Origin of the sequence: uncultured Hymenobacter sp. (genome assembly GCF_964242765.1) — a bacterium.
Taxonomy (GTDB): domain Bacteria; phylum Bacteroidota; class Bacteroidia; order Cytophagales; family Hymenobacteraceae; genus Hymenobacter.
This window is the reverse complement of record NZ_CAXTBM010000020.1, coordinates 1-14,145: the sequence shown is the minus strand read 5'-3', so window position 1 is coordinate 14,145 and position 14,145 is coordinate 1. Positions and strand designations below refer to the sequence as shown.

Sequence of the window (14,145 nt, the reverse complement as noted above, 5' to 3'; positions counted from 1 at the left end):
AAGCGGCCGGAATTTTGAACTCACCATCCCCGTTCTACCATCTCACTATAGGCTTGGTAGTCGGCGTAGGTATAGCTGGGCCAATGGCGGGCTTGCTGCAAGGCACGAAACTGGGTTAGGCGCTGCTGGAGTTGTTGGGTGGCAGCAGCAGACTCCAGTTTCTGCCAGGTGCCGTAAGTTTCGTGCACCAAGTGGCGGTTTGGCAATACTGCCTGATTGGCCGCTAACACGGGAAGCACCCGGTCGGGCATGTCGAGCAGGAAGCCATAGTCGAGCACCTGAAACTCCGGGCGCAGATTGTAGCGCACAATCCAGATTTCCCAATTGCCGCAAGCCAGCCCAAGCATCAGAACATAGGCGGCCAGTCCGTTCAAGCGTACCAGCGAGTAGCTGGAGCGGCGTTGCCATATTTTCAGCAGCACCGTCACTAGTCCGAAAAAGGTTAGCAACAGAAAGCCGTACACCCCAATGCGCTTGTAGGCTAGGCCCGTGTACAAAATGTAGTAGTAGTTGCGCAGCCCCACCGATACGGCCAGCACCACGTTTTGCAGCACCCACACCGTAGCCAGCCAGCGCAAAGCAGGCAACCCCTTCTGGTAGAAGTTCAGGTTGCGGCGGAAAAACCACAACACAATCCCCATGGCTACCAGAATACTCAGAATCAGCACATAGGTGCCTTCGTGCACAAACTGCGTGAGGTTGAAGCCGGGGGTGGGCTTGAAACCAAACCATATCCAGTTGATGTCGATACTATTAACGACCAGCAGCAGCACGTTCACCAAGATCAGCAAACTCAGGGCAATGAGGTACTCCTTGCGCAGGTCGAGGGCTCGGAAGTGTTGGGGCCGAAAATCGGGCCGGCGAACGGCGAAGGAGGCAACCCGGTCGCGCTGCCGGATGATAAACTCGCCTAGGCGCGACTCCTGATCCACGAAGTAGTGCACGGGCACCAGCACCAGCGCGGCCCCAGTCAACGCTAGCCCCAAAACAAAGAATAAAATGTGCAGCACCGAGATGTCCTCGAATAAGGCAGCTAGCCACTCCTCTATTCTATCCAGTACTTTACCAACCAACTCGCTGTATACTGGGTTGGCTATCAGAAACAGGATATGAAACACAGCCAAGGCCAAAAGTGGTACGCCCAGCAAACGCCCATAAAACCAAGTTCGGCCCATTCGGCTGCCGATGTTGCTAGGCAGGCGCATCAAGGCGGTTAGCCCTGGTAATACTTGTAGAGCACTACTCAGCGCCGTAAGCACCGCATTACTCACTAGCTTCAGATGCGGCTGATTAAGGTAGCCGAGCCAGGCTGCCAAAGAAGTTAGGCAGGCCAACTGCGCTGCCCCCGAGCCATACCAGGCCACCATGCCCGCACTAAGTAGCGTTCCGGTCAGGGTCAGCCGGAAATAGCCGGAGCGCCATTGGGGTGCGTGCCGCGGTAGCCCGAGTAGCACCGCTACCACCACAAACACTGTGTAGAGCAGCATATTTAGGGCTGCCCGCTCGTGCCAGAATAGCACATCAAATACAATCGTCCCGAAGGGTAAAGCTACTTTTTGTAAGGTGGTGAGCGTGAGACGCGGAGCCGAGGAAACCTTGAGTTGGGTGCCTGGCAAATGCACAGAAGTGTTCATACGTGTTGTTAGCTGAGTGTATTGCAATAATTGGGGTTCTATTATTTAAAAGAACTTTGCGTTTCAAAGTAACAGAGTAAAAAAATATCCTACCCGCGTAAGAGCTTTTCTAGCGCCGCTAGGTGGTCTTGAAAGGCTTGCTTTCCTTCCGTAGAGGCGGTGTACGTTGTGTTAGGTTTCTTGCCCACAAATTGCTTGACCACTTGCACGTAGCCCGCTTTTTCTAGGGCCGCTACATGACTGGCAAGGTTGCCATCGGTTAGGTCGAGAACTTCTTTTAGGTCGGTGAAACTTACGCCGTCGTTGGCCATAAGCACGGCCATTACGCCCAACCGCACGCGGTGGTCAAATGCTTTGTTGAGCGTATGAATTAGGTGTTTCAATGGCTTGCAGCTACCCTACTCTTATGTTTCACTTACGGCGCTCTCGCTATTGGGGTGGCAACCCAATCGAAAACAGCCGCTACTATACGTTATGTGCCGGCTCGGCAGTCCTTTGCCTTGCTGGGGTGCAGCCGGCCTCATTGCCGCTCGTAGCGGTTATACATCAGCAGACCATAACCAATGTGCCCTAATCCAAATCCGAGGGCAAAAAACAGCAATCCAGCACCAGGCAGTAAAATTGCCAGCAACCCTAGCCCTATTTGCGTAAGGCCCAACCACCGGATTTCATCCAAGGTGTACTTGCTAGCATTGAGCAGCGCCAAGCCATAGAATAGCAGCAGCCCCGGCACTACCAAGCTGACGGCCCCGCGCAGAAACAGCGCCAAGCAGAACAAGCCGCCTGCTACTAGCGGAATTATCAAGCTGATAGCTAGCCGGCGCCCCAAAGTGCTCCACAGAGGCTGACTAGCTTTACGGGCGCGCCGTAGAGTGAAAAACATTGCTACGGCTAACGCCGCCGCTATCATGCCTCCTGCTAACAGCAGCAGAAACGGCAATATCAAATCCCGCTCACTGGCTGTGCTTTGGAGCAGCCGCATGTAGCCCAGGTAGCCATATTCCCGGCTCAGATACCAGTGCCCTACACCTGACCCTGCCAGCGCTACCATACCGGCACCAACACCGGAAAGGCCGCTTAACGAGATAAAGCGGGACGAACGCTCCATAATGGCGCGAATCTCGGTGAGTTGGGCTAACGGGTCGAGGGCAGGCTTCGTCATATTTAAAAGCACTTTGTATGGCAAAGCACAACAAACTTTTTCTTGTTTGCAAGCATCGCCGATATTTTTCTGCGCAGTAGAATCTGCAAGTATAAGCTTAGCATCCTATGTGGCTTTCGCGGCTGAGAAGTAGCGGCGTTTGCCTTTATACTATTCAAATTGGGAAATTCTATCTGCTCTAAGCGTCAAACTGGAAACAACTTTCTCAAATAAGTCCAGCTTTAACTTACCCTTAATAAAGATCGGACTCGTAAACCAACTGCTATGCGCACCTTGTACCAGCGCGTATGCCGACTGGCCTAGGGGAGTGGCCTGTTATGTATGTATCCTTTTTTATGCTGAAATCCTATTCCTTGCTTCATTCTACTATCGCTCGGACGCTGCTGCTGTGGCTAATTAGCAACCTAGGCGGCACGTTGTTGTTAGGTGTTGGTTTCGCTCTCACACATCGGCTCAACGACAGCACTATTGCCGTAGCGGCTGGCATGTTGGCTTTTCTCGTAACCCTGCCCCTTGTACCCTTGGCAGTGCCCTTTTTCGCAGTTTTAGGGAAGGTATGTGCTGACTGGCCACGTCGTTCGATGGCGTTGCTTGGGGTCGTGCTGTTTTTTCTGCTGGCCAACGAGGTGCTGCATCTGCTGCTTCCTTTTGCTACTTTTTTGGGACTGCTGGAAATGTCGTTGCCCTACTTGGCGGCAGGGATACTGACGGTGCTCTGGCTCTATAGTTCGGGTGGCAAAACCTTAACTACCGTTTTGCTAACGAAGAAGCGTACCGGCCACGTCCATCTGAGTGAGTAGCTGCGCACAGCGCTTTGTGCGTATTTAGGGAAGTGAAAATTCGCCTCCAACTATTCGAGTTTGAAGATTTGTCTTGGTTTCCGCACGTTATCCGAGCGGGAATGATGGACTACCTACGGTTCATGATTTCGGTGCTAGGCACCTATCAGCCCATTGTGCCGCTGTTGCGCGAGGCTTTGCTGAAAGCCGGAACGTCGCACTTGCTGGAGTTGGGCGCCGGCGCCGGTGGTGGCACCGAAGGAGTCTTGCGCCGGCTGCACAAGATAGGCTTGCCCACCGCCCGCATCACCCTCACCGATTTGTACCCGCAGCCCGCCGCGTGGCAGCTACTTGCGGCCCGCACCGCCGGCCTCGCCTACGAAGCTGCTCCTGTTGATGCCACTGCCGTTCCGGCAACTCTCACCGGGTTCCGCACCATATTCTCGGCTTTTCATCATTTTCCGCCGCCACTAGCCCAAGCCATTCTTGCCGATGCTGTTCAACAGAAGGCGGGTATCGGCGTGTTTGAAGGAGCTGGCAAACACTGGCTGGAAATCATGCTGGCTTGGACGGTACTGCCCATTGCGCAACTGTTGTTCACGCCTTTTATGCGGCCCTTTCGCCTGAGTCGGTTGTTTTTCACGTATCTGGTGCCCCTGATTCCCCTCTTCACTATCTGGGACGGCACAGTTTCTATTCTGCGGCTATATCCACCCGCGCAGCTTCTGGCACTGGCTCACCGCGCCGATCCGCAGGGCACTTTCGAGTGGCAGGCGGGCAAAGTCCGACACTGGTGGGGGCCAGAGGTGACTTATCTACTCGGGGTTCCACGTTTCAGACACTGATAATCAGAGCCTAAGCTAGATCTCTATCGGCGTAAGTACTTAGGACTTCAATTTATATGTCCCGTTGTTTTTTATGAGTTCGTAAACAACTTCCATCAACAAAATGCAGAGCGCCTAATACCTCTATTACGTGTGGTCCAAACTAGCCAACAACTGCTGGTTATTCTGTGCAAGTTCTTGCCGATGGATGTTACGGGCTGCATTCTATGCCTAACCCGTACCTTGCCTTCAACTAGAAATAAGCTAACTGAAACCCGCAATTGTAAAATGTCTTATCGTCGCGCGCTCCTGCTGCTGCGCATTCCGTTTTCCGTTTACTTGATGCCGGTGTACTGGTTTGGGCTTAGCGCCCTGCGCCAGCCCCTGAGCGTGAGCCGGGCAGCGGGCGTGTTCGTGGTACTGCACCTATTGGCTTATCCGGCTTCCAACGGCTACAATTCCTACTACGACCGGGACGAGGGCAGTATTGGTGGCCTCAAGCAGCCCCCTAAGGTATCGGAAGAGTTGCTCCATTTAGTGTATCTGTTCGATGCCTTGGCCGTGCTAGGGGCCGTATGGTTGAGTCCGCTATTTGGGCTGATGGTGACGGTGTATCTGCTGGTGTCGAAGGCGTATAGCTACGAGGGAATCCGCCTCAAGAAACACCCACTGCTGAGCACAGCCGTGGTAGTGGTGTTTCAGGGCGCTTTCACGTTTCTGATGACGCAAGTGGGCCTTGGAGCCAACCAAACAGTTTTATTCGAGAAAACCAACCTGCTATTAGCGGCTGTTAGCAGCTTGTTTTTGTGCGGCTCTTATCCGCTTACCCAAGTGTATCAGCACCAAGAAGATGCCCGCCGCGGCGACCAAACGTTGAGTTTGCAACTCGGCATCCGAGGTACGTTTGTGTTTGCGGCCGTTGGCTTATTAGCGGGAGCAACTTTGCTGGCGTACACGCTCTGGCTGCGCAACGAACCCCACCATTTACTGATTTTTTTGGTTGCTACTGGTCCCGTAGTTGCGCTATTTGGGCAGTGGGCCTATGCCGTCTGGCGCAACCCCGCGGCGGCCGATTTCGAGCATACCATGCGCATGAATCAAGTTTCGTCGCTGTGCATGAGTTTGGCGTTTGCCTTGATGCTGTGGTGGTAATGCTCCTGCCTTACGCGGCGCAATACTTAAACAGTGAACCTGAAAACCGCGTATTGCTGGCACTTACTAGTGTACTTCTGTACTCCCGACTATGCGCTTCATTTCACTGCTTCCTCTGCTCGGATTTGCTGCCGCCTGCTCCACTCCCGATACGCGTCAGGTAGCCACCACTACTTCCACGGCCGATACAGCAACTCAGCTCGAGCCCATGGATACCACTCGTGCAACAGCTGCCAACGCGCAGTCTGACACGCTGAAAACGGTACGCAAGCGTCATATTTTCTCTTCGCCTAGCTCGCCCGACGAGTTTCGCTTGGTGATGCGCGGCCAGGATATGCTGACCGGCGAAGTCACCTTCACCATAACTGAGGCCAGTGGACAGGTCATCTTCCGCGAAATGCTAGCCGCGGAAGACCTGGAAGCCGCAATGGTCTATGAAATGAAAACGTCTACTGCTTCTGCTGCTGAGCGGCAAGCCTACATTCGGCGGCGTATGGACGAGTTTTTCAGCGACAAAAACTTCCGCACTCCCGCCCTTACTGCCAAGGATGCGTACCCAACCGGTAGCACCATCGACCGGGCCACTTGGGACGACCTGCGTCAGCGGGCAGATGCTGTTAGTTTCGGGTATCTGGTTGGCAAAGAAGACCGTCGCCGCATTGCCTGGGCTCCGCGCACCAAGCAGGTAGTGCATTTGCCTGGTGGCGGCAGCTAAGAATACCGATACCTCATGCTGCACTCTTAGGGTACTGACTCAGACAGATATAACTAACCTGCGCTTGTATCATACACGCTTCTGGTTGCGCTTTTCTGTGTCCGCGCTAAAACGCTGCTATTGCATAAGCTAGCTTCCTTTGCTTCAACTTTAAATCCTGCTTGAAAATAGATTAGGCGGCAAGATCTACTTCTTACGAAGCATATGGCTTATTAAGTACTCCTACAGTGTGATTCTGAGAAAATGTTACAACGCAATTAAAAATTTTATTACAAGTTTTTTTCTCGGGTAAGAAGGTCAGTCGTTTACTTAAAGCACCTTATACTTACTCCCGTTTTTTGTACTTCTCCGCTTAGTGCTCGTATCTGTAGCATAACCTGCTTGACTGCTATTTTACTATTCCTTGAAGGAGTGCAAAGGCCATCAACCTCTTCAGATAAAAATAAGGGCTTCCTTATTGCAAATGGCAACCGATATACCTACGGTGCAAAACAAATAGCACTTAGTGCCATATTTGCTAAAACCTTTTAGTTTTCTAAATTAGCAACGCAAACGATTACGACGATTCGTTTTTTGCCTCCCATTCTCGTTTTTTAAGCTTAAACCCTTCCTGCCCTATTTCTCTTAAGCCTGTCGCTATGCAATCGATTTACAACTGCCTGCTGTTTTCTTATTCATGATCTTGGCGAAGCTCCGATCTACTACTGTAGCCTAGTAATGCTCCTATTCACGGCGATGGCCATAAGAGAATTTAGCAGCACTATTAAAAGATTCCCCCAGAATCGACTACGGTCTCGCAAGCAAGTACGCTTGGCGTGCAATAGCTGACCACTTTCTTACCAGCAACGCCACTTCTGCGAGTGAACTCTCTGCACGTTTTCAACTAATTCTCATTCCTTTCTCATCCTCTATGAAGAAGATTTTATTCATGACTGCTGCGGCGGCTTTTGCAGCAAGCCCCATAGCACTAGTTGCCCAAGCCCCGGTTGCTCTTAAAGGCACCGTGACCGACGCAAGCAGCGGCGAAGGGCTGCCCGGAGTCAGCGTGGTAGTGAAGGGCACCACCAATGGCACCGCTACCAACACCGACGGCTCCTTTTCACTTTCCATTCCTACTGCTGACGCCACGCTGGTTTTTTCCTATGTAGGCTTTCAGACACAGGAAGTCTCGTTGAACGGCCGCACGTCAGTGGCCATCAGCCTGAAAAACGACCAGAAAGCTCTGGAAGAAGTGGTAGTCATCGGTTATGGCTCCGTTAAAAAGAGTGACGTAACGGGCTCTGTTGCCACCATCAGGACGGAAGACCTGCTTAAAACGATACCAACCAGTATCAACCAGGGTCTGCAAGGGCAAGTAGCGGGCGTGAATGTTAATAGAAGCGACGGAGCACCTGGGGCCGGTATCAGCTTGACTATTCGGGGGGCCAACTCCTTCACGGGCAGTGAGCCGCTCTACGTTATTGATGGCATTCCCTTTACTTCACCCACTCCTACGGGCGGGGGCACTGAGGCGCAACGGCAGTCAACCAACGCCTTATCCTACATAAATCCGCAGGACATCGAGTCGATGGAAATCCTGAAGGATGCCTCGGCCACGGCTATCTACGGCTCGCGCGGCGCCAATGGCGTAGTCCTCATCACCACCAAGAAAGGCAAAGCTGGCGAAGACCGCATCGAGCTGATTGCGAATACCAGCATTTCGGCGGTATCCAAGCGGGTGAACGTGCTCGACGCTTATCACTACGCCCTGTTTCAGAATGAGGCGTACCAGAACAACATCACCTACAACGGCGCCGCCCCCACTACGGCCCCCTTTCCTGGTACAACGGGGGTTGACCAGGTAACCGGATTGACCGTGTACCAGCCCGCGCCTGAAGACTTTCTGACGGGGTTGCAAGGAACAGCCTTGCCGGATGGCTTTAAAGGAACAGACTGGCAAGACGAGATATTCCGCCGGGCGCTGACCAAGGATTACACCCTTCGGATGTCGGGCGGCAATGAAAAGGGCACCTACTCGGTTTCCGGCAACATGCTGGACCAAGAGGGCATCATTTTCAACTCTGGGTTCAAGCGCTATGGCTTGCAAGCCAACATTGCGCGCAAAGTGCATAAGTGGGTGGAAATTGGCTCGAACAACAACATCACGTTCAGCAACTACAACCTAAGCAAATCCAACTCGGCCGGCAACGAGGCCAGCATTGTTAGCTCGGCGTTGACCTTTCCGGCCACCTACCCCGTTTCCGACCCCAATCAGCAAGCCCGCGAAAACAACATCTCGTGGTATGCGGCCGCCAACCCGTACCTCTACACCCGCACGGCCAAGGACAGAACAGCTTCCACGAGCATCTACTCGTCTACGTACGCCCAGCTCACCTTTACCGACTACCTGAATTTCCGGCAGAACGTGGGGGTGAACTACAACGTGAACAACCGCGAAGTGTATTACAACCGGCGGTTGCAGGAAGGCCGGAGCCCGCGCAACGGCTACGCGGCTGTGTCGGATGATACGTGGCGGGGCATTACGCTGGAGTCAATCTTGAGCTTCAACCGCACGTTTGGTCAGGACCACAATATCAACGCGGTGGCGGCCGTCACCCGCGAAACCGGCTATTCGTACTACCGCAACGTGTCGGTACAGAATTTCCCGGATGATGTGCTGGAAAACAACAACATAGGCGCCGGCCTCGACCAGAAAACCCTGGGCAGCGGCAAATCGGATAACGCGCTGTTGTCTTTTCTCTCCCGGGTAAACTACAGCTACAAAGGCCGTTACTTAGCCACTGTCTCTTTCCGCCGGGATGGGTCGAGCCGCTTTGCCACCTTAAACAAGTGGGCCAACTTCGCTTCGTTTGCACTAGCCTGGAATGCTTCCGAGGAAGCGTTTGTGCAGAACCTGAACCTGTTCAGCACCTTGAAATTCCGCGTGGGCTACGGCCAAACGGGTAACCAGGGCATTGGCTCTTACCGGTCGCTCCCGCTGTTTGGCTTCTCTCCTTATCCCATTGGTGGTACGCTGCAAAGCGGTTACGCCGACTATGTGTGGCGGGGGCCAGCCGATCCGAATTTGAAGTGGGAAACGACAGGGCAGTACAACGCGGGCGTTGATATGAGCTTTATGCAAAATCGTTTTGGCCTCACCGTCGATGTATATAAAAAGAAGACGTTCGACTTGCTGCAACCCGTTGGAACTCCTCCAAGCTCGGCCTTCGAAACCAAACTAACCAACTTCGGCACCGTTGAGAATAAAGGATTGGAGATTTCCGGCACCGGCGCGTTGGTAACTGCTGCTCGGTTCCGCTGGGATTTGAATGCCAACATCTCGTTCAACCGCAATAAAATTCTGGATTTGCCGGGCGACCAGTTCGCTCAGCGCCTCTACTTCAACGCCGACAACTTCTTCTTGCAGCGCAACGGCCAGCCCATCGGGATTGTGTACGGCTACGTGGAGGATGGTTTCTATGACAACCTGGCCGAGGTAGTGGCGGACCCGCAGTACGCCGGCCAGCCAGAAGGCGTGCAGCGCAGCATGATTGGGGAGATTAAGTACAAAAACTTCGACGAAGACCCCAGCATCGGCAACAAAGACCGCCAGATCATTGGAAACGTCAATCCGGATTACACCTTCGGCGTCACCAACAACTTCACCTTCGGAAACTTCAACATGAGTGTTTTCTTCCAGGGGGTGCAGGGCAACGACATCGTGAACACCAACCTATACCAGATCAAAATGGGCGTGGTGGCCAACATTCCGCAGTTCGTGTACGACAGCCGCTGGACCCCGGAGAATACCGCTGGTGCCAAGTGGCCCAAAGCCCTGGCAGCCGATACGCGGCAGCTCAGAATGTCGGACCGCTTAATCCAGGACGGCTCTTACGTGCGGCTCAAGAACATCAACGTCGGCTACGTCTTCAAGAAGCCAGTCAACTTCATCGAGTCGGTTAATCTGTACGCCAGCGTAAGCAACGTGCTGACTTTCAGCAAATACAACTGGTTTGACCCAGACGTCAATGCTTTTGGCAGCGATGCGTCGCGCCGGGGAGTGGACATGAACTCCTATCCTAACAGCCGCACCTTCACCGTGGGTGTTCGCGCCGGATTCTAATTAAAACCCGCCTTTTCTTTTACATGAAGTATATGAAGAAGATAAAACTTTTCATTTTCCTCGTGGCCGCTTCGCTCGCTACTACGGCCTGCAAAGATTTCCTCGAAGAAACCCCCTTGTCTGATATTAGCCCCGACCAAATAACGGACGCCAACTCCTACGTGAATGGGGCCCTCAACGCCGTCGTTTCTGATCCTATGTTCCGCTACGGGCCGTTTCCTAACCTGTGGGACTATGACTCCGACGATTCTACGGGTCCTAGCTGGGCTTATGGCGACGTGGGCGCCGGCAACTTCCAGGGATATTGGGGCATCGACTACGCTTGGCGCGGACCTTACATCCTGATTCATCGCTGCAACTTTGGCATCTCTAGAATAGAAGCCATGACGGGGATGGACGAGACGATGAAGAAAAACGCGCTAGGGCAGCTGTATTTCCTACGAGGCTGGGCGTATTTCCTGCTGGTGAGAGCTTATGGCGAGGTGCCCATCCTCACTAAATCCATCACGGAAGGCGAAGATCCGCAACAGCCCAAACAACCCGTTCAGGATGTTTATGCCCGCGCTATCGAAGACCTGAAAACGGCGGAAGACAACCTGGGTCCTTACCAAGCCGGGCGCATCACCAAAGGGGTTGCCAGCAGCTTGCTCGCCAAAGTTTATCTGACTATGGCCTCCGGCTCTCTGAGTAGCGGACAAGTAACCGTATTGGGCGGCCGGGCCACCCAAATGGTAGCCGGCCAAAAGGTACTCCTGGCGCCGCAGTCCATTACGCACAGCAAGACGGCAGTTGCGGGCCTGCAAGGCCTGAACTCAGCCGAGTATTTCACCTTGGCCCGCGACAAAGCCCAGGAAGTAATATCGAGCGGTGAGTACCGTTTGTTTCCGTCTCATGCTGATGTTTGGAAAGTCGCCAATCAAAACCAGGGAGAGCATATCTGGTCGTTGCAGTCGATTAGCAACCACATCGAATTCGGCAACGAAATGTCGCTGTTCCGTATTGGTCGGATTCAAACGAACGGGGAGATTGAAGGCGGCTGGATAGCGGTTTCCGACCATTGGTACAACCTGTTTGAAGAAGGTGATCAGCGCATCACCGAGGGCGTGCTGCACCGCTGGAAAATGTATGGCGGCACGCACTACTATCCGCTGCGCGACAGCTCGGTGGTGGATGGCACCGACACAAGCCCTGAGGCGGCGGCTAAGCGCACCAAATACGGCTACTTGCCCACCGACATTTCCACTTTGGATGATACCCACGTTGCCCGTTTACGCAAGTTCGAGGCTGTATCGGATCGGGGCGTAACGCGGGCTAACTTCAACTTCCCGCTGTTGCGCTACGCCGATGTGCTCTTGATTTTTGCTGAAGCGGCCAACGAAGTGAACGGCGGCCCGACAGCCCCGGCCAGGGAAGCGGTAAACCAGATCCGTCGCCGCAACGGTGCTACGGAAGTAGGTGCGCTGAATCAGCAGCAGTTTCGCTCGTTTGTGTTGGAAGAGCGGCGCCGCGAGTTGGCGCTGGAAGGCGACCGGCGGTGGGATCTGCTGCGCTGGGGTATTTACTTGCCCGTCATGAATGCCATCGAAATCGATGAAAACAACGTGATAAAGCGTCGGCAGCAAAAGCATTTGCTGTTCCCCATCCCAGTTTCCGAAATCAACTCCAATAAGGCTCTCACTGGCAACAACCCTGGTTGGTAAGCGCTGCCCGGCCGGCTCTCATCAACCGCTTGGTTAGGTGGGAGCCGTCGGAAAATTGGTATTCCCAAAAAATCAACGAGATGAAACATACAACGAAGGTCAATAAGCTGTGGGCATGGGTGCTGTTGGTGGGCGCGCTGGGAAGTTCCTCTTGCGAAAAAGAGGAGCTGTCTGCTTGTAGCGGTGCGCCAACTATCGAGAAAGTGGTGATGCCTACCAAGCGGGATGAACCCCGCACCGCCGGCAACCTAGCCGATTGGGTGATTATCCAGGGCAGCAATTTTTGCAACGTCAGCAACATCGTGTTCAACGATGTGGAAGCTGATTTAACGGATGCTTACGTCACCCCCACCGAAATAACCGTCCGTATTCCGCGGATTATTCCCAAGGAGGTGAACAACAAAGTCACGGTGACGTCAGATGCGGGAACTGCGGAAATAGCCTATACTATTTCCATTCCACCGCTGCTGATAGCGGGTATGAGCAACGAGTACACGCCAGCCGGGCAACGCATGGCTATTGTAGGTCAGAACTTGGATCTGTACGGCATCACCCCGGAAAAAGGCAAGGTGCTCTGGAACGGTACTGCCCTGGCCATCACCCGCACCACCGCCGATTCGGCCTACTTTGTGGTGCCCGCCAACGCTACGCCGGGTGCCACCTTGAAAGTGGTGGATGCCAACAACATAGAGAAAAACGTACCCGGACGCTACAAGGACGACCGGAACATCGTTTTCGGCTACGACCAAGGCGGCAGCATTTGGGGCGGCAACACCTATATCACGCAGGGCCCTGTTCCCGCGCCTATCAACGGCAGCTTCATCCGTGTAGTCACAACGGTCAAGGAATGGATATGGACCGAGTTTTCAACCAGCAACCAGTTGACCTTGCCTAGCGCAGTGGTAGCCAACCCAGCGGGCTACGTGTTGCGATTTGAGATGAATACGCTGAAACCATTCAATACCAGTGGCATCAAGCTTGTAATTGATGGGGATGCCAATACGTACGCCTGGATGCCCACCGTGCCCTTCAACACCCGCGGCCGGTGGAGCACTCGAACGGTCAACCTCACCGATATCGTTAAAACTCCGCTGGAAGCAACCCGGACTTTACACGAATTCAAATTTGTGTTTCACGGCCCCGGCAACTTGGACGCGGATATAGCATTCGACAACTTCCGCATCGTGCCTAAAGACTAAACTCTTCGGTGAAAATGGGGAAGGCAGGCTGGTTAGCCTGCCTTCCCCATTTCCTTGTTGCTACGGCTTGTGTTTGCGCCGTTTTTTAAAGCGTGTACCTCTGCCTGCTTGTATTACTTCTTCAACCCGGCAGCTACCAATTGCCAAACGCTTAGCTTGAAATTTAATGAAATTCGCTCCTCTTTTTACCCTTGGTCTGCTAACCTCTTTTTCAGCCTTCAGCCAAGGAAACAACTACGTTCAGAACTACAAGAAATTCGAGAACCTAGCGCTGACGCCCCCTATGGGCTGGAACAGCTGGAACAAGTTTGCCTGTAATGTCGACGAGAAGCTGGTCAAGGAAATAGCCGACGCCATGGTGAGCTCCGGCATGAAAGACGCCGGGTATACTTACATCAACATCGACGACTGCTGGCACGGCGAGCGGGACGAGCAAGGTTTCATTCACCCGGACCCCAAGCGTTTTCCGTCCGGCATGAAGGCCCTCGCCGACTACATTCATGCCAAAGGTCTCAAGTTTGGGGTTTACTCTGATGCGGGTTCCCAAACCTGCGGCGGCAAGCCAGGCAGCCGCGGCTATGAGTTTCAGGACGCCATGATGTACGCCAGCTGGGGCGTCGACTACCTGAAGTATGACTGGTGCAACACCGAAGGTTTGAAAGCAGAAGGCGCCTACAAAACCATGACGGCGGCTCTGCGCAAAGCCGGTCGCCCCATTGTGCTTAGCATCTGCGAGTGGGGCAACGACAAGCCCTGGGAGTGGGGCCCCACGGTGGGCCACCTCTGGCGCACCACCGGCGACATCTACAACTGCTTCGACTGCATCAAGGACAACGGCAGCTGGAAGGCCTGGGGCGTGATGCAGATTGTGGATAAGC

The 14,145-nt window shown here is 53.7% G+C and carries 11 protein-coding genes; 8 read left to right on the top strand and 3 right to left on the bottom strand.

Annotated features, from left to right (window positions below):
- Nucleotides 1–20: 20 nt before the first annotated feature.
- The 3 genes from ACFE7X_RS10515 to ACFE7X_RS10505 form a co-directional block, all read right to left on the bottom strand.
- On the bottom strand, nucleotides 21–1,634 hold the full coding sequence (locus ACFE7X_RS10515; RefSeq protein WP_375435619.1) for a DUF4173 domain-containing protein: 1,614 nt from the start codon (nucleotides 1,632–1,634) through the stop codon (nucleotides 21–23).
- 89 nt (nucleotides 1,635–1,723) lie between these two features.
- Nucleotides 1,724–2,017, bottom strand: a complete 294-nt coding sequence (locus ACFE7X_RS10510) for a winged helix-turn-helix domain-containing protein (RefSeq protein WP_375435618.1) — start codon at nucleotides 2,015–2,017, stop codon at nucleotides 1,724–1,726.
- A 137-nt stretch (nucleotides 2,018–2,154) separates the two neighbouring features.
- Nucleotides 2,155–2,796, bottom strand: a complete 642-nt coding sequence (locus tag ACFE7X_RS10505) for a hypothetical protein (protein WP_375435617.1) — start codon at nucleotides 2,794–2,796, stop codon at nucleotides 2,155–2,157.
- A 335-nt stretch (nucleotides 2,797–3,131) separates the two neighbouring features.
- Between ACFE7X_RS10505 and ACFE7X_RS10500 the strand changes: the two genes are divergently transcribed.
- The 8 genes from ACFE7X_RS10500 to ACFE7X_RS10465 all read left to right on the top strand — a co-directional run.
- Nucleotides 3,132–3,596, top strand: a complete 465-nt coding sequence (locus ACFE7X_RS10500) for a hypothetical protein (protein WP_375435616.1) — start codon at nucleotides 3,132–3,134, stop codon at nucleotides 3,594–3,596.
- A 32-nt stretch (nucleotides 3,597–3,628) separates the two neighbouring features.
- A complete protein-coding gene (locus ACFE7X_RS10495; RefSeq protein ID WP_375435615.1) occupies nucleotides 3,629–4,420 on the top strand; it encodes a class I SAM-dependent methyltransferase in 792 nt (263 codons plus the stop codon).
- A gap of 267 nt (nucleotides 4,421–4,687) precedes the next feature.
- Nucleotides 4,688–5,551, top strand: coding sequence for a UbiA family prenyltransferase (locus ACFE7X_RS10490; RefSeq protein ID WP_375435614.1), 864 nt, complete (start codon nucleotides 4,688–4,690; stop codon nucleotides 5,549–5,551).
- Between the two features lie 91 nt (nucleotides 5,552–5,642).
- Entirely contained in the window at nucleotides 5,643–6,266 is a 624-nt protein-coding gene (locus ACFE7X_RS10485) for a hypothetical protein (protein WP_375435613.1), read from the top strand.
- A gap of 910 nt (nucleotides 6,267–7,176) precedes the next feature.
- A complete protein-coding gene (locus tag ACFE7X_RS10480; protein ID WP_375435612.1) occupies nucleotides 7,177–10,368 on the top strand; it encodes a SusC/RagA family TonB-linked outer membrane protein in 3,192 nt (1,063 codons plus the stop codon).
- Nucleotides 10,369–10,400: 32 nt separating this feature from the next.
- Entirely contained in the window at nucleotides 10,401–12,068 is a 1,668-nt protein-coding gene (locus ACFE7X_RS10475) for a RagB/SusD family nutrient uptake outer membrane protein (RefSeq protein WP_375435611.1), read from the top strand.
- Nucleotides 12,069–12,148: 80 nt separating this feature from the next.
- Nucleotides 12,149–13,267 carry a glycan-binding surface protein gene (locus ACFE7X_RS10470; RefSeq protein WP_375435610.1) on the top strand — a complete coding sequence of 373 codons (1,119 nt, stop codon included), beginning with the start codon at nucleotides 12,149–12,151 and terminating at the stop codon, nucleotides 13,265–13,267.
- Nucleotides 13,268–13,433: 166 nt separating this feature from the next.
- The coding region (locus ACFE7X_RS10465; protein WP_375435609.1) for a glycoside hydrolase family 27 protein at nucleotides 13,434–14,145 on the top strand (712 nt) is incomplete at its 3' end.

Excerpts from the sequence above, each read along its gene's own strand:
- ACFE7X_RS10515 (WP_375435619.1), bottom strand. The coding sequence starts at position 1,634 with ATGAACACTTCTGTGCATTTGCCAGGCACCCAACTCAAGGTTTCCTCG.
- ACFE7X_RS10505 (WP_375435617.1), bottom strand. The coding sequence starts at position 2,796 with ATGACGAAGCCTGCCCTCGACCCGTTAGCCCAACTCACCGAGATTCGC.
- ACFE7X_RS10500 (WP_375435616.1), top strand. The coding sequence starts at position 3,132 with ATGCTGAAATCCTATTCCTTGCTTCATTCTACTATCGCTCGGACGCTG.
- ACFE7X_RS10490 (WP_375435614.1), top strand. The coding sequence starts at position 4,688 with ATGTCTTATCGTCGCGCGCTCCTGCTGCTGCGCATTCCGTTTTCCGTT.
- ACFE7X_RS10485 (WP_375435613.1), top strand. The coding sequence starts at position 5,643 with ATGCGCTTCATTTCACTGCTTCCTCTGCTCGGATTTGCTGCCGCCTGC.
- ACFE7X_RS10480 (WP_375435612.1), top strand. The coding sequence starts at position 7,177 with ATGAAGAAGATTTTATTCATGACTGCTGCGGCGGCTTTTGCAGCAAGC.
- ACFE7X_RS10475 (WP_375435611.1), top strand. The coding sequence starts at position 10,401 with ATGAAGAAGATAAAACTTTTCATTTTCCTCGTGGCCGCTTCGCTCGCT.
- ACFE7X_RS10470 (WP_375435610.1), top strand. The coding sequence starts at position 12,149 with ATGAAACATACAACGAAGGTCAATAAGCTGTGGGCATGGGTGCTGTTG.